Source organism: Fodinibius sp. SL11 (assembly GCF_052060035.1).
Lineage (GTDB): Bacteria > Bacteroidota > Rhodothermia > Balneolales > Balneolaceae > Fodinibius.
The window spans coordinates 13,065-32,831 of the sequence record NZ_JBPOEA010000010.1 but is presented as its reverse complement, the minus strand read 5'-3'; the positions used below and the strand labels follow the sequence as shown (position 1 = coordinate 32,831).

The window sequence follows — 19,767 nt, the reverse complement described above, 5'->3', positions numbered from 1 at the left end:
CAATGCCGTTAGCACAACTTGGTTCTCACTTCCTCTCATTGTATTCCAATCATTTTTAGCGTATCTTTAATGTACGTTTAAAAATAACTTAATAGTAACATCATGTCTGCTATACGTCTCGAATTAGACCAGGATATTCAACCTGTTTCAGAGTTTCGAAAAAATGCAGCCAGTTTTATCGATCGAATCCAGAAAGAAAAACGATCGATTGTCCTTACCCAACATGGAAAAAGTGCAGCTGTTTTAGTTGACGTTTCAGAATACCAACGAATGGTTGAAAAGTTGGATAAAATGGAAGATTTACTGGAAGCTGAGCGCCAAATTGCTCGGGGTGAGGTCTTTTCTCATAAAGAAGCGAAAGAGAAGATTAAGGAAAACTTGGCTAAATGGAAGTAATTTGGACCAAGCAAGCCATTCGAATGGTCAATGAGTTTGTCGATTATATTGCCCAAGATGATTACGAAACTGCTGAGCAATGGGCATTGGAACTCATGAGCCAAACCGATAAACTGGCTGATCATCCACGAATCGGTAGAATCGTTCCGGAATATAATGAAGAGACGCTTAGAGAATTGATTGTGGGAAACTACCGACTGCCCTATCGAATAAAAGAAAATGGTATTTATATTGAAGCGGTTTGGCATGTCCGGCAAATTCCTCCAGAAAACTAGAGTAAAAAGGGAAATGTCAAGCAGATAGTCCTCACCTACATCTAGAGGTTTCATTTCTATAAATCCTGGTTCAAACCTTTAGCTGGCAACCGGCTTCGTTGATCAAGCTCGGATTACCTGCCGGCATCCAAACCCCTTTTCGGGCTTATCTTCTGCCAATGGGCGGAAGCTGTAGCTCTTAGTGAGAGCCACTATCCCAGATCTTTAACCGGCCCACCAACCGATGTCCCAACCCCGCGCACGGGCTTACCTTGTACCTTGGGTGTCCCTGTTAGCGATGCGGGCTTATCGGTTGTGGCCAGCAGGTTTGGGAGGCGGCCCGTACGGGGCGCCCCTTAAATCCTTTATATTCTTCGTTTCTCGTTAACATATACCAGACTCCTTTGGCTAGTTCTTTGGCGACGACCGCTCTTGCTACTGGCTTCCCGCTTCGCCGCTTAATTTTGCGATAAAATTTCTTGACGACCTTGTAGTGCGTATAAGCGGAGACAGCCGCCTGCCCAAAGGCCGCTCTCAGGTACCGGTTCCCATTCTTGTCGGCTGACTTATGCCTGTGGGATCCCCCCGCTGTCTTTGGCTACCTCCTGCCAGCCGACAGTAGCTGGTGAATTGTTTCGCCGATGGAAATCGGGTGATGTCTCCAATCTCGGACAGAATCGTCCAGGCACCAACTTTTCCCAAACCGGGAACGGCCATCAGCCGATCGGCCGCTTCTTCAAAGGGAACTTGCTGGTCAATTTCTTCTTCCAGCCGGTGGATATGTTGCTGTAGCTGACTAATCTGCTCAAGCATTAGTCGGGCCTGCAGGTTGGCCGCTGGTGGCAACTGCGGTTGCAGCCACTGTTGTAGTTCCTCTAACTCTCGCCACTGACTTCCGCTGATCTGCACGTTGTATTTACTAGCCTGATTCCAGAGCGTCGACTGCAGCTTCCCACGCCACTGGATCAGCCGCAGACGACCGCGCGTGAGTTCCCGAAGTTCTCGTCGGTCATGCTGTATTTGATAAGCCTCCGGAATAAGGTCTGCTTTGAGTAGTTCCGCCAAGGTCTTCGCATCCACTTTGTCTGTTTTTACTTTTGCATAGCTGATGGCTTTCACCATTTTCGAGTGAGCCAGTGTCAGCTCGACGCCATTGGCCCGGCACCAGTCGCTCAACCAGTACCAGCTGCTGGTGCATTCGACCACGGCCTGGATGGGCTGGTCAAAGGTGCCGAAAAAATCTTCCAGCGCTCGGCCGGAAGTCGGCAGCTTGGCCTCCCGGACAACTTCCCCGTTGTCATTTAAAGCTACATTCACCATATTATTTGTATGAAGATCTATTCCTACATAGGTCATGAGGTCCTCCTTAGTTAGTTACGATTGATTACCGCTAATCTAAGTGAGGACCTCCTTTTTGGAAAGATCCCGCGCACTAAGTTGGGTGTGCCTCATTCTCCTACGCCAAGGTTTCGGTGAGCAGGCCGCAATGTTGTTAGGTATACAAAAAATTAATCAGTGTAAATCTGCAGTGGTAGTTGAGTTGCTATCTGGTCGAAACCTTTATCATTATGCAGCAGTTCCACTTCATGTTCGATGCACCAACTTCCGATGAGCATGTCTACTGTTTTGCGAATGGTCACACCTTGCGATCGAAGAAAACGAAAATTAGATACTGCTTTTATAGCCAGTGATTTTCCTCCGAGATGAACACAATCTAACGGGTCAAGCGCTTGTTTGGCCAACCTAAACTCTTTGTCGCTGTTAAAACCCTGTAGAATTTCGGTGAGGATAATATCTCCCACAAGAACGGTCTGATCAGAAAGGATCCGATCGAGGCTTTCTGTTTTCTTGTTTTCTACGCCGTTGAAATAATCAATCCAAACGCTGGTATCTATTAAAATCACTCCTCGTCAGTCCTCATATCTTCTAAATCGCCTTTCCAGTGCAATTTCCCGCGCAAGTCTTTAATATTTTCTTGCTTTTTGCGCTGGACTAACAATTTCAAACCTTCCTCCACAGCATCTTTTTTTGTTTTCAATCGACTTACCTTCAGAGCTTCATCCATTAAGTCGTCATCGATCACCACATTCGTTCGCATAATTGAACCGTTTTAATTAATGTGTATTTTTTACCAATCTATACACATAACTACCAAATTCCTAATATTATTGTATACCTAGCCATTTAAACCCAAAAAGAGCAACTCTGTTTTTGCTCTTCCAGTTACTTATTTTCAATATTTATATGAATCTCTTACAGACAACTTTATACTGGTAGTTGATTAAAAATTTTCCCCTCTCAATACAACTCCTAATCAATCCCCTTCAAGGCATTCTTCAGATCTTTTTCATCCAGGTGTTCATAAATTTGGGTCACATCAATGGATGAGTGTCCCATAATTTTCTGTACCATATGAATAGCTACGCCCTTACGAAGCAATTCGGTAGCGCATGAGTGGCGGAGTCCATGCAGGTGAATCGTGTCCGGCACGTCATCAGCGAGTCTAACAAATTTCTTAAACGATCGTGACAAAGATCCTGACGTCATCCCATCAAACCGATTCTTCCCCGTCGAACTTGGAAACATATATCCATCCTTGGGCTCTCCCAGGTCTTTATGCCACTGGACCAGCCAGGGTTTCAGGGGCTCCCGAATGGGAATTATACGCTCCAATCCAGACTTGGTCGTGTTATCCTGCGTATTATAAATACCAATATGACCATGATCTTCAGGCTCATCAGGATCTCCCTCAAGATCAACGTGCTTCCATCGTAAACTCACTGCCTCACTGGCCCGCATGCCACAATAGAACATCATATTGATCATCGGCTTGAACCAAAGACGTTTCTGATGCACTTTGCTTACATGTCCTTTCTTTTCCTCTTCTTTATAAAATTTGTCGAAGGCTTCAAAAACGCGATCCAGCTCTTCCCTCGAAATGATCTTTTGCGAAATCCTTTTGGGTACTTTAGGCGGCTTAATATTTTTGGTAATGTTTTCTTCAACGATTCCTCTTTTTTCCATCCAATTAAATAAGGCTTTAATATGACGAAGGTAGCTAGCCTGCGTAGCTTTGGCTATGTCGGATCGAAAGCAAAACTCGCGGATATCCATTTCCAGGATTTGTTTGACCGGCATGGTTGAGCCTACCAGATCTTCAAGCATATTAAAATGACGACGATAATTGTCCTTTGTTTGCTGATTGGCTTGGCTGCGCTGTTCAATAAACATATCGGCTGCTTCTGACAGGTTCATATTGCTAAGCCGTCTTTCTCGTCTCCTTTTTCGCTGCTCAGCCTTCGGCGACCATCCATTAAATGGATCTATCTCTCCAGCCTGGTATTTATCTTCGTACTCCCATAATAGTTTTTGTGCCTCTCTTTGATTATCGGTCCCAAGATTTAACGATTTCTGCTTTCGTTTTCCATTAATACTCCGTGAAAATCGGATGTAATACGTACCGTTTCGATCTTTTAAACTTGCCATAAACTATTCCTCAATTTAGTTGATATTTTTGCAGGCAATGTGGTACACTGCCCACATTATTTATGCCTTAACAGGCTCTAAGCGGCATTTTAAATCACAGAAATCGACTAATAGGCCTTTAGAAGGTGCTAGCCCCGATTTTGCTCAAATGTACCACAATGTGGTACAGCAACTTACGAAAGTCGGGAATTAAAAGTAAAGGGGTTAATTAATGAAAAGTTATGAAAGAGGGGTGAATCTTGCCCTAAAATAGGTCTTTATAGGCTATTAAGGGCGATTTAAAGAAAGGAAAAGAAAAGTGGGCCCGGCAGGACTTGAACCTGCGACCAATCGATTATGAGTCGACTGCTCTGACCAACTGAGCTACGGGCCCAAATGCTATACAACTAATAAATAATTTTTATTTATTAGTTAATGAAACATTTGTTTTAGAAACATTTCATTACATTTGTATCATTATAATACAAAGTCATTAAAAATGACTCTTTGTATGTTTAGTGTACCCGAGGCCGGACTCGAACCGGCACTGGCATTTAGATACCAATCGGATTTTAAGTCCGACGCGTCTACCAATTCCGCCACTCGGGCAAACATCTATATTGATTGCCTCAGCATTGACCGGTGTTGTTTAACCTTTTAGCCAAGGAACCAATTTTTTAGAGATTCCAAATATAAGGGATTATGTATTACTTCTACAATGCAATTTGATTTTTTATTTGCATGGTTGGTTTCCTTGATCGCCATACCCAGAATCAGCAATAGCTCAGATAAACAATGATGGGCTTTGGGTTAAATATCTCGTTTTCTCTCGCTATTCTACTAAGACCGTAGCAGAGCGGTACAAAACTTTAAACTGCCCTCCGTCAACAAAATCTACTTTTAAACTCTTTCCTGCCCTTGTTTTATCATTTACTTATTGCCTTGTGCAGGTATGAGTTCCTGAAAACCCATAATCGTATCTTCTAAAATAAGATACAGGCACGGTACAATGATCAAAATAATAGAGGTGGCAAATACAATCCCGAAACCCAGTGAGATGGCCATTGGAATTAAATTTGCAGCTTGTCGAGAAGTCTCTAAAATCATTGGGGTCAGTCCGCCAAAGGTGGTTAGGGTGGTAAGGGCAATGGGACGAAAGCGTCTCAATCCCGCCTCATGAATTGCATCATAAACGGATACGCCTTCCTTTCGTTTTCGGTTAGCCAGATCAATCATTATAAGGGAATCGTTAAGAACTACCCCGGATAAGGCAATTACTCCCATCAGGCTCACCAAGGAAAGATCGTAGCCCAGTAAAATATGTCCGATTACGGCCCCTACAATCCCAAAAGGAATGGCTCCCATCACAATAAGGGGCTGTATATAACTTCCAAAGGCTATGGCTAATAACGCATAAATCACTATTAAGGCCAATCCAAACGTACCCCAAAGGGCCTGGGTGGATTCGCGCATTTCGGCCTGGCTCCCTTCAAAGGTCCAGGTGATACCGGGAAAATCTTCACGCAGCTGGGGCAGCGTTTCTTTTTGTAAGGATTCTAACACGCGGGATACAGCACTGGCAGGTTCGGCATCCATACTTACCGATACCACACGCCGTCCATTACGGCGGTTGATGGTTGTAAACGCTTCCCCCTTCTCAAATTCGGCGACATCCATCAACGGAACTTCCGCTCCGGAAGGCGTTTGCACCACAAAATCCTCGAGGCTGTGAATATCGCGCCGCTGCTCCCGTGGAAGCTTGACCCGTACTTCAATTTCGTTGGTGCCTCTTAGTTGACGCATTGCAAGCGAACCATAAAACGCATTCCGCAGCTGCTGTCCGACGTCCTCTGAGGTAAGTCCAAGTCGCCTACCTTCGGGGAGCAATTTAAAATCGTACTGTACTTTGCCGCGATTATAATTGTCATTTACATCGCGGGAGGCCTCAAAGCGTTCGACTCGTTCAACAAAGGCTTCGCTGGCTTTTTCCAATACGGAGATATCCGAGTGGCTTAAATCCACGCTAATATCGGGAAGATAACCGCCCGGGCCGCGCTCGGCCTCAAAAGTGATCTGATCTACGCCTTCGATATCACCAATCTCATCGCGCCACAATTCAATCACTTCCTGCGCCGTCATATTACGCTGACTGGGTGGTTTCATCACAATTTCGACGTCTATAAAATTTTGTCCGCGTACATTCGTTTTAACCCCTTCAGCAACTTCATATAAATTATATTCTTCAAACATTCGCTGGGTCGAATTCGTAATCTCTTCGGCCACCTTAGCTGCCTGCATGGTCGTGGTTCCCACCGGCAATGATACGCCGGATTCAATTTCATCAGCCGCCACTTCTGGCATCATAACCATCCCCATATGATCGCTGTACCCGTAGCCCCCAACCACTACCAATAAGGCAATGGCCGTACTTAGGGTGATATACCGATACTGTAAAGATAGATCTAAAAAACCGCGGTAGTAAGTATCGATAAAACGGTTAAATTTCTTTGCAAATGATTGCTGCCAATTATGAAGGTGTTGACCAAGTTTAAATCGACTTTCTTTTTGGGAACTGTGGGCAAGATGAGCCGGCAGTATAAACAGGGCTTCAACCAGTGAAACCAACAAGACAACAATAACGACAGCAGGGAGCGGCCACCAGTACTTTCCGGTAGTTCCCGGCATGAACATCAGCGGAAAAAAGGCAATCACATTGGTAAGAATGGCAAAGGTAACGGGCTTGCTCATCTCCCGTGCCCCCTTAATGGCAGCATCCAAAAAGTTCATACCCTGCTGGCGATATTCGTAGATATTCTCCCCCACCACAATGGCATCATCCACAACAATTCCCAACACCACCAGGAATCCGAACATTGAAATCATGTTTATGCTAAGTCCCAGCAAGGGCAGGAATAACAATCCCCCCACAAATGATATTGTCATCCCCATCATCACCCAAAAGGCAAGACGATATTCCAAAAACAGGGCCAGGATAAACAGCACAATAAGGATAGCCAATGCCCCATTTTCCAGCAGCAGCGAAAGCCGTTCACGATAGTCCTCGGCACTATTGCTATCGATACGATACTGTACGCCGGGCGGGAACTCTGATTGGGCAATCTCCAATTCATTTTTTACAGTTTCAGCAATATCGAGCGGCGACTGACTTCCTATGCGGTAGATCTGAAGATCTACTGTGGGCTGTTGGTTGAACTGCCCAAAAAAACCGATCTCCTCAAATCCATCTCTGATTTCTGCAATATCACCCAGCGTAACATTTGTTCCAATGTCTGATGTTATGACTTCAATATTCGTATATTCTTCGGCCCATTGCTTGCGCTCTTTCATCCGTAACAGAATTTCGCCCGAGCTTGTCTCTACCGCTCCGGCCGGAATATCTTCGCTCGACTGGCGTATCACATCGGCTACATCAGACAAGGTCATGTTATATTTGCGCAAGGTGCTGCGCGAGATCTCTATATGAGTGATATAATCGGGCACATTGCCAATTTCGACCTGGGTGATATTTTCCTTGCTCAAAAGCCTATCCCGCATATTTTCAGCCAGCTTGCGGAGGGTCCATATATCGGAATCGCCATACAATCCAATGGTCATTACTTCACGCTGATTGGATTGCAGCTGTACTTCCGGCTCTTCAATATCATCGGGAAAGGTGCGAATGCGGTTCACAGCCTGATCAATATCCTGAAATACTTTCATGCGTTCTGCACCGGTTACCAGCTCAATAGATACATTGCCCGATCCTTCGTTGGCCGTTGAAGTCACTTCTTTTATGCCCTGAACCCCGCGAATAGCTTCTTCGACCGGACGCAAAATACCCTGTTCCACTTCTGCCGGTGAGGCGCCCGGGTAAACAACGCTCACGTCAACAATATCCAGCTGGTATTCGGGAAACACCTCTTTTTGCATATTGTAGGCTGTCCATATACCACCGCCAATAAGGATGAGCATTAACAGGTTGGCCGCAATTGAATTTTCCGCCATGTAGGCTATCAGTCCGCTACCGGTACTGCTGTTGGATGGCGTATGTGGTTCGGGGTTACTCATCAATCCTCTGTTTTCGAAATACTATTCGTCATTCTAATGCTGGAGATGACTCCGTTTCTGAATCCGGTGTATCCTGCAGACGCAGCGGTGCGCCATCACTAACCGTTGAAAGATTGGTTGTCACTATTTTATCGCCATCCGCCAAACCGCCTTGTACATAAGCATATTGGGCATCACGAAATTGGATATTAACATCACGGATACGCAAACTGTCGTTTTTCATGACCCACACCGTTTCGTCATCCCGAATATAGTCGCGGTCCAATCGGACCACATTTGCAAGCTCCTTGGCTTGAATATGGACTTCAACAAAAGACCCTAACATCAGGCGCGGTACGTTGGGATCCTCTTTTTTATAAGCTAATGGATCGGGCACCGAAACCAACACCCGAGCCAGTCGTGTCTGATCTTCGAGCGTGCCTATAAGTCTAAATAGATTTCCTTGGCGGTAAGTACCCTCGGGCCAAGCCGTTCTGTTCCTTACCTTTACGTTCGACCCAACTTGGTTATTGTTTTCCGGGATTTCTATCCACCGGAGCTTAGAAAGCGGTACCGTTGCTTCTACCCAGTAGGTGTTAAGACCTACCAGCCGTCCTAAGTTTGCTCCCTCTGATACCTGTGATCCCACATTTACATTGCGACTCAAAACCTGTGCGTTAAACGGAGCCCGAATTGTAGTTCGTTCCAGATCCAATTGCGCCTGATCAACACCCGCCTGGGCCGATTCCACACTGGAGCGCGCCGATTCCAGCTGAGGCTCACGCAATACCAGAGCTTTATTTTCCTGTGATAAGGTATCCGCAAATAGTTGATAATCTTGTTGCGCTACATCTTGTTGACCCATCTCGATATCCAAGTCGGCCTGTGCCTGCCGAAGCTCACTTTTTCGCTGCTCAAGAGTATTTTGGTAATCAGATGAATCAATCTGCACCAGCGGCTCCCCTTTTTCGACATATCCACCGGGCGCAAAAGAATCAGACAAGGAAATAATTTCACCGCTCACACGTGGACTCAAATTGATATCCTGCGAAGCCCGAACGGTACCCATTACCGGTATTGTGGGTTGGTAATTAGCATGCTGAACTTCGGTTACATCAACAAGCATCGGTGTTGCCCGGGTAGCACCGGCCTGTTGCGCCGTCGGCTCGGTATAAAAAATGAGGGCCATTAACGCAGCGGCGCCTGCTAAAATGCCAAAAACCACAATAAGTGTTTGTTTCCAATCCATATTCTTCGATTTCTAAGATCCCCTGTTCTATATAAGGATGATTAATTTTAACGATCAGTGCTTGTCTCTCGTTCAGTTTCAAACGATCCGGCTAATGCCCGGTACAACCCTATTCGAAATTCAACAAGTCTAAGTTTGGCCGTTAATAAATCTCTCCGAAGCTGCTGAACTTCATCAAGAGCGGTAAGTACATCCAGGTAATTATTCGTCCCATTCAAATACTGTAACTGTAACTGACGATATGCCTGCTCTGCCAGCTTCAACTGCTCTTCAATTCGACTGATACTTTCGCGCTGTTTTTGTTCTCGAACCAGTGCATTTTCGACTTCTTGGAAAGCGGTCAGCACTGATTGTCCGTACTCGTATAATCGCTGTTGTTTAACGGCTTCGAGACGGTCAACTTCGGCACTGAGCTCCCCACCCCGAAAGATTGGGGCTAATAAACTACCGCTAAAGGACGTAATCCACTCTTCAAAAAGATTACTTGCCGTATTGGCGGAACTGCTTAAGGATGCCGAGAGAGTAAGCCTCGGATATTGATTGCTGATGGCTGCAGCCAAATCACGGTCCGCCGCTTTTACCAAATTAAACGCACTTCGTACATCGGGTCGACGCTGAACAAGGTCAACCGGTACGCCGGTTTCGGGTAATGGCGCCAATTCCGGCAGCTGATCGGGATATGCCTCCATCGTATCCTGTGGAGTACGACCTAATAACACTGAAAGTTCGTGCTTCAGTATTTTTAGATTTGCTTCGGCATCCGCTTGCTGCTGTTGGGTAGCTTCAAGCAATTGCTGCTGGCGCAATATGTCTACGCTTTTAATCTGACCGGTACCAAACCTGTTTTTCAGTAGTTGTAATACTTTTTGATTGGTCTTTACTTGATCTTCAACCAGCGATAATTGCTGTTGCGCCTCAGCCAAGCGTGCCCAGGTTTGTACAATTTGGGCCGATACCGTCAGTGTTGCAGTTTGGTAATCAGCCAGCGATGCCTGGGCTCGGTATTCCTCAGCATCAACCTGCGCACCAATGCGTCCCCACAAATCTATCTCATAAGATGAGCTTAATCCCACGCTAAAATCATCGGTGCTTCCAAATTGTGATTGCTGGTTACGGGTCGTTTGTGCTTCGGCACTGCCATCCAATGTTGGAAATAACCCACCTCTCTGGCGACTAACTGTTGCTTCGGCTGCTTTTAGACGCTGCCAGGCTGTTTGAACATCAAAATTAGAGCTCAAGGCGGTATCAACAAGAGCATTAAGCTTACTATTTCCAAAAGAAGTCCACCATCGAGAGGGTACTTCCGCTGCTCCGCTTTGTGAAAAGGATGTCGGTTCCTCAACGGGAGGATTAATCACCTGCTCTTGAGATGAACACCCTCCAATAACCAACAACAGAAAGAAAGCAGTAAAAAATTTCAGAAAGTAAAATATTTGACGATACATAGTAATAGTATAGGTACAGTAAAATGCATTTTTAGGCAGAACGATTGCTTTTCCAAAATTGTATAATGGATAATTCAAACACAGACTATAAATAAATAGTTTATGAGGATTATCTTAGTTAGAAATAAGGATGTATTTAAAACCTTACAATTTCAGCTAAATTTCATAAACAAAAATTATACCCTGTTATATATCATCTGCAAAAATCAAATACACTGAAAGCATTAAATAAGGATTGTTTTTTCAGAAACCTCCCCTCACTGCTTCAGTTTTGACAAAAATTTTTACTGTAACTTTATCTACTGATTGTATGCTTTCCATATCTAAATCTAAAACAAAGCGGCTGGAAACGCTTGAAGAGTTTGATATCCTTGACAAAGATATTCAGGAAGAACTTAGTGGCCTAATCGATTTGGCTTCGGAAATTTGTGAAGCCCCATTTCTCAGATCAATATTCTGGATGATAACACGCAATACACCAAAGCCCAGCTTGGTGTTGATGTTCCTAATCTGCCGAAAGAGGACACGTTCTGCCAATACACTATAGAAGAAAATGAACTATTGATTATTCCGGATACAACCAAGGATCACCGTGTAAAAGACAGCCCTTTTGTTACGGAAGATCCGAAAATCAGGTTTTATGCAGGTGCCCCGTTAAAGGTTGATGAGGGGGTCTCATTGGGCACATTGTGTATCTTGGATATCAAACCCCGAAATCTCGCTGACTTTCAAAAAAGAAGTTTATTACGATTGGCTCATGAAGCCGTCACACGGCTTAAGTTGATTAAGAATCAAAAACGACTCAGCGAACAAAATAGAAACCTTAAAAAAGCAGCGAAATTCCTAAAAAACTCCTCTGATGTCAGACTTATTGTTGATACCCATTCTAAAGAGGTTGTTGAACTAAATGACGAAGCGGACAAATATTTCAACCCGCAAAAAGTATGAACACAGATTGGAAAACTCTCTTGAGGAAAAAAAGGTGCTGCTTTCTGAAATCCATCACCGCGTAAAAAATAATCTCGCGATTATCTCAGGATTATTACAATTAGAGGCTTTCAAAACGAATAATCCTTCCACCCAAAAAATATTGTCAAACACTCAGCTACGGATACAGTCGATGGCAACGGTTCACGAGATGCTTTATGAAGCCCAGGATTTCAATGATCTATCCTTTGACGATTTTATTTCAAATATTATTGAATCCATCGAAACCATTTTTGGTAATCCGGAAGCAAATATTTCTTTCAATATTGCAATCGATGAATTGAGCTTGAATATCAACCAAGCGATTCCTTGTGGACTTATTATTAATGAAATAATTAGTAATGCCTACAAACATGCTTTCCCTGATAACAATGGGACGATAACCCTAAAGTTGAGCAACCACCAAGAACAAATTACTATCGTTATTGAAGATAATGGTCGCGGATTTCCAGCAAATATATCATATGAAGATAGCGATTCGCTCGGCTTAACGTTGATCAAGCAACTGGCCCAGCAACTTGACGCCAATATTTCAGTCTAAACCAATGATGGAGCAGCCTACGAAATCAGCTTTACAAAAAAAGCCATCCATGGGGCCGGGAGTAATATCCTAAAAGAACAACCCCATGCTTAATCCATTTTAGGCTAAAAATAAATATAGGGCCTATTTTCATATTCCGTCAGACACTTAATCTTGCTGTATTTTTGAGGAAATTAAAAGCAAAATAGGAAATTGTCTTATCACACTATTTTACTATTTTAGGAGTAATATTATAAGTAACAATATCCTGAAAATTATATGCGTAAAGAAAAGAAGAAGGTCATCATTGTTGAAGACGATCTCATTCTCAATTTACTGTACGAAAGTTATTTAGAACGGCTTGGCTTCCAAACAGAGGGAGAACTTGTTTACGGTAAAACGGCGATCGAAACTGCCAAAAAAATAGATCCCGATTTAATTGTCATGGATATTTCTCTGGAAGGAGAAATTGATGGGATAGATGCTATGCTCAAAATTCGTGAATTTTCTGAAGTTCCTGTCATTTATATTACAGGCAATTCTGACCCTTACCATGTAGAACGAGCTAAGAAAACAGATCCATTGGACTATCTCACCAAGCCTATTGAGTTCGATGATTTAAAAAAATCTATTGAGAAACACTTTTCTTCCAAATCTTGAGTTCCGTAATTGTAATTTTATAAAATATATAAGTCATGTTTCATCCATTGCTGTCATTAAGATATGTCATCTTGCCAGTGGTTTTCGGAGCATTCCTATTTGTGGGATGTGCCGGACCAAAGCAAGCCGCTGAAAATTCTCAAACAACAACCAAAGAACAAGTTGGTAAAAAACCTTCGGAAATGGACCGGTTGGTAGCCAATTCCATCACCGAAGAAATTCCCAATGCTTTTTTTGATGCTGTAGATAATGGGACCCGCACAATGTCTGGGAAACCGGGTGAGAATTACTGGACACAGTGGGCTAATTATGATATTGATGTCGAACTACTTCCCGCTGACACCCTCGTAAAGGGAAGTGCCACAATAACCTATTACAATAATTCTCCTGATACCTTAGAGGCCCTTTATATGGAGTTGGCTCAAAACTTACATGCTAAGGGAGCCCAACGCAGTAGTCCTCAAGAAGTTACAGGCGGCATAAATCTGCATAACGTTGGTCTCAATGGTGATGAACTTAGCCAGATGCAATCGCGCAGGGATCCAACAGGCTATGGCGTCAACGGGACCCTCCTGCTCATTCGACCTAAAAACGCTGTAGCACCCGGCGATTCTGCCACAATTCAGGTCAACTGGGATTTTAAAGTGCCCCAGCGCGGTGCAAGCGGACGTATGGGCTATAGTGAAGATAATTTATTCCATATCGCATACTGGTATCCACAGATGCGCGTTTATGATGATATTGTAGGCTGGATGACCGATCAGTTTACCGGAACTTCAGAATTCTATCACGATTTTGCCGATTATAACGTTGATATTACCGTGCCTGACCAATGGATAGTTGGTTCTACCGGCCAACTTACAAACGGTAACGACGTCCTTGATAAAAATATCTATCAACGGCTTGAAAAAGCGCACAACAGCGATACGGTGATGGCTGTGGTAACCGAAGATGATTTCGGATCAGTCACAAAGTCTCCTGAAGACGGGACCCTGACTTGGAATTTTAAAGCAGAAAAAGTGCGAGACTTTGCATTTAGCGTTACAAAACAGTCCAAATGGGATGCTACTCGTGCAAATGTTGGCGATCTTGACGGCGATGGCAAAGAAGATTACTCTAATATAAATGCTATTTATCGCAGTTCTGCGTCAAAATGGACCGACGGTGCAAAGTTTACGCAACATGCCATTACGTTTCTTTCTGAACAAACAGGTCTCAGTTATCCCTGGCCACATATGACCTCTGTTGAAGGGGGAGGAATTATCGGTGGCGGGATGGAATTCCCCATGATCACCCTCATTGGAGACTACAACAATCAATCATCGCAAGCGCTGTATGCAGTGGTAGCTCATGAGCTGGCCCACATGTGGATTCCAATGATTGTGAGCAACAATGAGCGCCACTATGCCTGGATGGACGAAGGAACGACCACATTTAATGAAAACCAAGCTAAAAAGGCCTATTATCCCAATGGTCCCGAGTATGATCTCAATGATATAAACAGCTACTTGCAGATCACCAGTACGGACGCCGAAGGCCCTATTATGCGATGGTCCAATCATCACTACAATGGATTTGCTTACGGCGTTGCTTCTTATCCCAAGCCGGCATCGATGCTTGTAAGCCTGCGCAGTCTCTTAGGTGAAGAGACGTTTACAAAAGCACTGCACGAATTCATTGATCGGTGGAAATACAAGCACCCTTATCCCTGGGATATGTTTAATACTTTTGAAGATATAGCCGGCCAGGATTTGGATTGGTTCTGGAGAGCATGGTACTATGAAACCTGGACCCTTGATCAGGCGGTAGGCAATGTATCCACCAAAGATGGCACCACTCGTATTATAATTGAAGATCGCGGTCAGTCGCCAATGCCTTCCAAGGTTGAAATTACCAAAAGCGACGGGGCTACGCTTACACGCACTATTCCCGTTGATACATGGTTAGAGGGAGCAACACAAGCGGTAATCACGGTTGAAGGCGAAGTCACCAAAGTCGTTATCGATCCCGACAAGAACTATCCTGATACTGATCGCCAAAACAATAGTTGGGATAAATAACATTACGCTAATCATTAAATGCATTGAGGGGCACTTTTGTGCCCCTTTTGTTATTTTATAACCTTACGATTTTGATGTATTAAATCACGTAAAAAAGTACTCTTTTAGCATTTGGTCGCACCATAAATTTATTACCTTACTCTTTGTAAAAGTCAATAACCTATAAAAACATGAAGCGATACGGATCATTACGATGGATCTTACTTGCTGCCGGCGTAATTGCTATTTTAGGGCTTACCGGCATGAATGTATATTCACTCTATGCACTGCATGAACATACGTTGGAATCATCCAGAGAAAATAAAAAACTCCAAATTGCTGAGTTTACTGATAAAATTCGTTACCGCTTCTTTAAGAAATTTATCGGACTTGGATCTGCTGACATTAATCGACTCCAAGAAGAATTTAATAAATCGGGACAGTTTACGCCTGAAGTCACAAGCTTACTGAATAAGGCTTCTGGAGATTCCATTTATGATAATATCTTTTTTATACCTTCCGGCTCTGATGCTTGTCAACAACAAGAACCCATTCTACAATATAATTCAGATCAAAAATTCGAACCAACAACGAACTACTCGTCTGTTGTTTGTGATGGAATGGGTATTGCCCGAACACAAATAAAAAGCCTATTAGCCGACTATCAGTACAATAACAAGGTAATATTTGATTCGCACCGCAGTATAACAATTGCACTGATAAATCCGTCGAAGCGAGAAGTATTCGGCTACATTACAATGCCTTTTAACCAAGATTTTTTACGCAACTCGTATCTTCCAAAAATATTAGCCCAGAAGTTTGGATCTGAACAACATCCCGGAATGAATGTCTGGCTTAGGGACTGGACAAACAATGAAATTATTGCCAGCAGCAATCCCAATGCAACTTATGATCGGCAACAGATACAATTTGAACAAAATTTTCCCGACTTTTTTGACTACTGGAAGGCCGAAGTATCTTTTACAGATGAATCCACGATCGCAGCCAGTAATGCCTCGCTGATTAAAAATCTTATTGTATTGGGGGCAGCGATGCTGCTACTTTTGGGAGCGCTGGTCTTCATGTTTATCTCAGCCCAGAAAGAACGAGCTCTCGCCGAACGGCAAGCAGACTTTCTGGCAAATGTAACCCACGAACTCAAAACTCCATTGTCTGTAATGCAGGCAGCGGGAGAAAATCTTGCCGACGGAAGAGTTCAAGATCAACAGCGACTTAAGCGTTACGGAACTCATATTTTCAGCGAAGCTGTTCGCCTCAGAAATATGATCGAAAAGCTGCTCGATGTAGCTAAATCCAATGCGGGCAATTCACTGGTAGAACCGGAGCCTACAGATATTGGAAATTTGGTAGAATCTTACCTCGATAAACACCAAAAGTTTTTCCGAAAAAAAGATTTTAATCTTGATCTAAATATCGATGACAACCTTCCCAAAGTAAATATCGATCAAAATAGTTTAGAAACAATTCTCAGTAATTTAATCGATAATGCCATCAAGTATAGTACTGACGAAAAATATCTTGGCATTCATGTTTCTAAGCAAAATGACCATCTAAAACTTTGTATCGAAGATCATGGCATTGGCATCGACAAGAAAAACTTGTCGAATATCTTCACTAAGTTTTTCAGAGTAGAAGATTCTTTAACCGCCAAAACCAAAGGACATGGGTTAGGCTTATCGATTGTAAAAAACTTAGTCGAACTCAATTCAGGCTCTATCAAGGTTGAAAGCAAACCGGGGAACGGATCTATTTTTATCATAAGATTTCCTATTTTAAGCGAATCAAATAAAGAAGTTTCGTTGGATTCTTCATCAACACTACCTGAACCAGACTCAAGAAATAAAGAACTTGAAGAACATGTCAGCTGATGAGCCCCAAAAAATTGTTATCGTCGAGGACGAACCAAGTTTAGTTTTTACCCTGCAGGATACCTTAGAAAGCGAGGGATATGAGGTTTATATTGCTAAAACAGGGGATGAAGCTATCCAAACCGTAAAAAATGAACAGCCTGATTTAATGATTTTAGATCTGATGCTGCCGGGTATGAGTGGGTTTGATGTTTGCCGTACCGTGCGCGACCAAAATTATACCTTCCCGATTATTATACTTACCGCCAGAGATCAGGAAATTGATAAAGTTACCGGTCTTAATATTGGCGCAGATGACTACCTCACTAAACCCTTCGGCGTTAAAGAACTTCTTGCTCGAATTAAAGCTCGTTTGCGACGATCCGAGACCTATTCCAAAATGAAACCCATTAAGGAAGTTGATCTTGATCCTATCCATATTGATTTGAAAGATGCAACGGCCGAACATCCAGAAAAAGGGACTCTGGAGCTCACTACCAGAGAAGTAGAACTAATACGCTACCTTGTAACCCATTCTAATGAACCCGTTTCCCGAGACGACCTGCTTGAAAATGTTTGGCGATATGAGTTCAGCACCAATACCCGTACCGTTGATGTTCATATCTCAAAGCTACGCTCAAAAATTGAAAAGCATCCCGACGATCCCAAGTATCTGGTAACGTTACACGGTGTTGGCTATATGCTTAAAATGAACTGATATTTGTGCTGTAGACTATTTTAAAACAGATAAAAATATCAGCCTTCAGCTATAAGTGACTCTTCTTCCTGCACATTTTTGATAAATTTAGGAAAGCCCCCAATTTGAGCATCCAGCAATTGCTGCTGTAACTCATTTTTAATCCCTTCTTGCTCGTCAAAATTCTCACTTACTCGAGAAATAAAAACTCGTTCAGGAAAAATATGAGCATGTCTGTAGCCAAATACCTGTTGCAGCTGCTCTACAGCCCGCAGGGCCCCAAAAGCACCGTTGGCCTCTCCTATCAGAGCAATTGGTTTTTTATCCAAGCTATTGGGAAATGGCAGGTAATCAATAAACATTTTTAAAATACCCGGGTAACCCCCATTGTATTCAGGACAAACGACCACCAATCCATCTGCAGTTACTGCTTGCTGAACAAAATCATCTACGGCAGGCAGGTCTTCTCCATACTTACCCCCTTTTACCTTATCCAGAGGGAACTCCTGTAAATCAATAATATCAGCATCGATACTTTCCTTTTGATATAACTGCTGCACATACTTAGAGACACGAAGGGCATTGGAATTGGGACGATCGGTACCGCTGATAATTTTAAGATTAATCATAAAATTTATTGGCTATAAACAAAGTCAAAAATAAATTAACTGCCAGAAAATATTCCGACACTAAATCTGAAACTATTCAAAAGCTGTAAACTGAATAAACGGGGCTATCGTTTCTTTTTAGCTTCTTTGTAGGCCTCTTTAATCTTCTCAAGCCGATCCCAAAGTTTTCCCTCACGTCCAATCGCCCCGGCGTCATACCAGTGTTTATTTTTTACATCTTCCGGCAAATAATCTTGCGGAATCCAGTGATGATCATACGAATGCGGATAGTGATAATCATCAGATGCATTCTCAATCCCCAGGTATCTCGACTGTTTAGAATTTGCTGTTTTATCGCGTAAATGTGGTGGGACTTCCCCAATACCATTCTTCTGAATTTCGTTGCGAACTGAAAATACTGCCCCTGCACTGTTGCTTTTCGGAGCCAAGGCTACATAAATACATGCATGAGCCAAAAAATAAAGTCCCTCCGGCATTCCACATTTTGTAAACGCTTCGTGAGCCGAATTCACTAAAGAAAGAGCGTGCGGATCGGCCATTCCCACATCCTCTGAAGCTTGAATAAGCATGCGCCTAAATATAAAATTGGGATCTTCTCCTCCCTCCAACATTGCCACCATCCAATAAAGAGCTGCATCTACGTCTGACCCGCGCAAAGACTTAATAAAGGCTGATGCATAGTGATAGTGCTCATCCCCACCAGCATCATAACGGACTCCTCTGCGCTGAATACATTCTTTAGCTATTTCTAAATCGATTTGAATTATCCCTTCGTCATCAGGGTCACTGGACAACACCGCTACCTCCAGAGCATTAATCGCATTTCGGATATCCCCTCCCGCAAATTCTGCAAGATGCTGTTTGGCCTGAGTCGTTACTTTGACATTCTTTTTACCCAAACCACGTTCCTCATCCTGAAGTGATCTATCAATCATGGTTAATACATGATCGGTCGTCAAGTCATACAACTCGAAAAGCTGGCAGCGAGACAGCAGCGGACTTACCAGGGAATAAAACGGATTTTCGGTTGTAGCCCCTATAAGGGTGATCACCCCTGACTCCAGGTGTGGAAGTAACGCATCTTGCTGAGCCTTATTCCAGCGATGAATTTCATCCACAAAAAGAATAGTTTTACGACTATTCATCTGCTGGACTTTTTCTGCTTTGGCAACCACTTTTCTTAAATCCTTAATTCCATCGAGTACCGCATTTAGCTCCACATATTCTGCGTTTATTTCTCGCGATATTACATGAGCCAAGGTGGTTTTCCCGGAACTTGGTGGACCGTAGAAAATCAATGATCCAATAACCCCCAAATCAATCATACGGTGCAGCATTTTTCCTTCGCCAACGATGTGATCTTGGCCAACAAATTCCTCAAGAGACCGAGGCCGCATGCGAGTAGCAAGGGGCTGGTGGGGATTAACAAAATTTGTTTTCTCCCTGGGATCTCCAGAATCAGATTCTCCGTTAAACAGGTCCATTACAATTGCTCACTGTTTTATAATATG

The 19,767-nt window shown here is 43.3% G+C and carries 19 protein-coding genes and 2 tRNA genes; 9 read left to right on the top strand and 12 right to left on the bottom strand.

Features of this window, described 5'->3' with window-relative positions; all coding sequences use genetic code 11:
* Positions 1-102: 102 nt before the first annotated feature.
* Both ACQ76V_RS11450 and ACQ76V_RS11445 read left to right on the top strand, forming a co-directional pair.
* On the top strand, positions 103-396 hold the full coding sequence (locus tag ACQ76V_RS11450) for a type II toxin-antitoxin system Phd/YefM family antitoxin (RefSeq protein ID WP_441000635.1): 294 nt from the start codon (positions 103-105) through the stop codon (positions 394-396).
* Complete coding sequence (locus ACQ76V_RS11445; protein ID WP_441000634.1) at positions 387-671, top strand: type II toxin-antitoxin system RelE/ParE family toxin; 285 nt, start codon at positions 387-389, stop codon at positions 669-671. The genes ACQ76V_RS11450 and ACQ76V_RS11445 overlap by 10 nt, the downstream gene beginning before the upstream one ends.
* A 271-nt stretch (positions 672-942) precedes the next feature.
* Here the strand turns inward: ACQ76V_RS11445 and ACQ76V_RS11440 are convergent, their stop codons facing one another.
* The 10 genes from ACQ76V_RS11440 to ACQ76V_RS11395 form a co-directional block, all read right to left on the bottom strand.
* On the bottom strand, positions 943-1,188 hold the full coding sequence (locus ACQ76V_RS11440; RefSeq protein WP_441000699.1) for a hypothetical protein: 246 nt from the start codon (positions 1,186-1,188) through the stop codon (positions 943-945).
* Entirely contained in the window at positions 1,185-2,006 is an 822-nt protein-coding gene (locus ACQ76V_RS11435; protein WP_441000633.1) for an IS110 family transposase, read from the bottom strand. The genes ACQ76V_RS11440 and ACQ76V_RS11435 overlap by 4 nt, the downstream gene beginning before the upstream one ends.
* A gap of 152 nt (positions 2,007-2,158) precedes the next feature.
* Positions 2,159-2,554 carry a type II toxin-antitoxin system VapC family toxin gene (vapC, locus tag ACQ76V_RS11430; protein ID WP_441000632.1) on the bottom strand — a complete coding sequence of 132 codons (396 nt, stop codon included), beginning with the start codon at positions 2,552-2,554 and terminating at the stop codon, positions 2,159-2,161.
* Complete coding sequence (locus ACQ76V_RS11425; RefSeq protein ID WP_441000631.1) at positions 2,551-2,748, bottom strand: type II toxin-antitoxin system VapB family antitoxin; 198 nt, start codon at positions 2,746-2,748, stop codon at positions 2,551-2,553. The genes vapC and ACQ76V_RS11425 overlap by 4 nt, the downstream gene beginning before the upstream one ends.
* A 212-nt stretch (positions 2,749-2,960) precedes the next feature.
* A complete protein-coding gene (locus tag ACQ76V_RS11420; protein WP_441000630.1) occupies positions 2,961-4,136 on the bottom strand; it encodes a tyrosine-type recombinase/integrase in 1,176 nt (391 codons plus the stop codon).
* 299 nt (positions 4,137-4,435) lie between these two features.
* A tRNA-Ile gene (locus tag ACQ76V_RS11415) sits at positions 4,436-4,509 on the bottom strand.
* A 127-nt stretch (positions 4,510-4,636) separates the two neighbouring features.
* Positions 4,637-4,724, bottom strand: a tRNA-Leu gene (locus ACQ76V_RS11410).
* Positions 4,725-5,045: 321 nt separating this feature from the next.
* Entirely contained in the window at positions 5,046-8,183 is a 3,138-nt protein-coding gene (locus ACQ76V_RS11405; RefSeq protein ID WP_441000629.1) for an efflux RND transporter permease subunit, read from the bottom strand.
* 28 nt (positions 8,184-8,211) lie between these two features.
* Entirely contained in the window at positions 8,212-9,411 is a 1,200-nt protein-coding gene (locus ACQ76V_RS11400; protein ID WP_441000628.1) for an efflux RND transporter periplasmic adaptor subunit, read from the bottom strand.
* 47 nt (positions 9,412-9,458) lie between these two features.
* Positions 9,459-10,856: an efflux transporter outer membrane subunit gene (locus ACQ76V_RS11395; protein ID WP_441000627.1), complete on the bottom strand. Its 1,398-nt coding sequence runs from the start codon at positions 10,854-10,856 to the stop codon at positions 9,459-9,461.
* 310 nt (positions 10,857-11,166) lie between these two features.
* Here ACQ76V_RS11395 and ACQ76V_RS11390 point away from each other — a divergent pair, with 310 nt between their 5' ends.
* From ACQ76V_RS11390 to ACQ76V_RS11360, 7 genes are all read left to right on the top strand, one after another.
* A complete protein-coding gene (locus tag ACQ76V_RS11390; RefSeq protein ID WP_441000626.1) occupies positions 11,167-11,403 on the top strand; it encodes a hypothetical protein in 237 nt (78 codons plus the stop codon).
* The gene (locus tag ACQ76V_RS11385) at positions 11,295-11,804 is read left to right on the top strand and encodes a GAF domain-containing protein (RefSeq protein WP_441000698.1); all 510 of its coding nucleotides are present in this window, start codon (positions 11,295-11,297) and stop codon (positions 11,802-11,804) included. Before ACQ76V_RS11390 ends, ACQ76V_RS11385 begins: the two co-directional genes overlap by 109 nt.
* A complete protein-coding gene (locus ACQ76V_RS11380) occupies positions 11,764-12,384 on the top strand; it encodes a sensor histidine kinase (protein WP_441000625.1) in 621 nt (206 codons plus the stop codon). The genes ACQ76V_RS11385 and ACQ76V_RS11380 overlap by 41 nt, the downstream gene beginning before the upstream one ends.
* Positions 12,385-12,642: 258 nt before the next feature.
* Positions 12,643-13,023: a response regulator gene (locus ACQ76V_RS11375; RefSeq protein WP_441000624.1), complete on the top strand. Its 381-nt coding sequence runs from the start codon at positions 12,643-12,645 to the stop codon at positions 13,021-13,023.
* A gap of 35 nt (positions 13,024-13,058) precedes the next feature.
* Complete coding sequence (locus tag ACQ76V_RS11370) at positions 13,059-15,083, top strand: M1 family metallopeptidase (RefSeq protein ID WP_441000623.1); 2,025 nt, start codon at positions 13,059-13,061, stop codon at positions 15,081-15,083.
* 170 nt (positions 15,084-15,253) lie between these two features.
* Complete coding sequence (locus ACQ76V_RS11365; protein ID WP_441000622.1) at positions 15,254-16,951, top strand: sensor histidine kinase; 1,698 nt, start codon at positions 15,254-15,256, stop codon at positions 16,949-16,951.
* The gene (locus tag ACQ76V_RS11360) at positions 16,941-17,648 is read left to right on the top strand and encodes a response regulator transcription factor (RefSeq protein WP_441000621.1); all 708 of its coding nucleotides are present in this window, start codon (positions 16,941-16,943) and stop codon (positions 17,646-17,648) included. Before ACQ76V_RS11365 ends, ACQ76V_RS11360 begins: the two co-directional genes overlap by 11 nt.
* 38 nt (positions 17,649-17,686) lie before the next feature.
* Here the strand turns inward: ACQ76V_RS11360 and ACQ76V_RS11355 are convergent, their stop codons facing one another.
* Positions 17,687-18,256, bottom strand: coding sequence for an NADPH-dependent FMN reductase (locus tag ACQ76V_RS11355; RefSeq protein ID WP_441000620.1), 570 nt, complete (start codon positions 18,254-18,256; stop codon positions 17,687-17,689).
* 104 nt (positions 18,257-18,360) lie between these two features.
* Entirely contained in the window at positions 18,361-19,740 is a 1,380-nt protein-coding gene (locus ACQ76V_RS11350; RefSeq protein ID WP_441000619.1) for a replication-associated recombination protein A, read from the bottom strand.
* Between the last annotated feature and the right edge of the window lie 27 nt (positions 19,741-19,767).

Coding starts and splice junctions, on each gene's coding strand:
- ACQ76V_RS11370 (WP_441000623.1), top strand. CDS start 13,059: ATGTTTCATCCATTGCTGTCATTAAGATATGTCATCTTGCCAGTGGTT.
- ACQ76V_RS11420 (WP_441000630.1), bottom strand. CDS start 4,136: ATGGCAAGTTTAAAAGATCGAAACGGTACGTATTACATCCGATTTTCA.
- ACQ76V_RS11350 (WP_441000619.1), bottom strand. CDS start 19,740: ATGGACCTGTTTAACGGAGAATCTGATTCTGGAGATCCCAGGGAGAAA.
- ACQ76V_RS11445 (WP_441000634.1), top strand. CDS start 387: ATGGAAGTAATTTGGACCAAGCAAGCCATTCGAATGGTCAATGAGTTT.
- ACQ76V_RS11360 (WP_441000621.1), top strand. CDS start 16,941: ATGTCAGCTGATGAGCCCCAAAAAATTGTTATCGTCGAGGACGAACCA.
- ACQ76V_RS11380 (WP_441000625.1), top strand. CDS start 11,764: ATGACGAAGCGGACAAATATTTCAACCCGCAAAAAGTATGAACACAGA.
- ACQ76V_RS11375 (WP_441000624.1), top strand. CDS start 12,643: ATGCGTAAAGAAAAGAAGAAGGTCATCATTGTTGAAGACGATCTCATT.
- ACQ76V_RS11400 (WP_441000628.1), bottom strand. CDS start 9,411: ATGGATTGGAAACAAACACTTATTGTGGTTTTTGGCATTTTAGCAGGC.
- ACQ76V_RS11390 (WP_441000626.1), top strand. CDS start 11,167: ATGCTTTCCATATCTAAATCTAAAACAAAGCGGCTGGAAACGCTTGAA.
- ACQ76V_RS11395 (WP_441000627.1), bottom strand. CDS start 10,856: ATGTATCGTCAAATATTTTACTTTCTGAAATTTTTTACTGCTTTCTTT.
- ACQ76V_RS11365 (WP_441000622.1), top strand. CDS start 15,254: ATGAAGCGATACGGATCATTACGATGGATCTTACTTGCTGCCGGCGTA.
- ACQ76V_RS11450 (WP_441000635.1), top strand. CDS start 103: ATGTCTGCTATACGTCTCGAATTAGACCAGGATATTCAACCTGTTTCA.
- ACQ76V_RS11425 (WP_441000631.1), bottom strand. CDS start 2,748: ATGCGAACGAATGTGGTGATCGATGACGACTTAATGGATGAAGCTCTG.
- ACQ76V_RS11355 (WP_441000620.1), bottom strand. CDS start 18,256: ATGATTAATCTTAAAATTATCAGCGGTACCGATCGTCCCAATTCCAAT.
- ACQ76V_RS11405 (WP_441000629.1), bottom strand. CDS start 8,183: ATGAGTAACCCCGAACCACATACGCCATCCAACAGCAGTACCGGTAGC.
- ACQ76V_RS11435 (WP_441000633.1), bottom strand. CDS start 2,006: ATGACCTATGTAGGAATAGATCTTCATACAAATAATATGGTGAATGTA.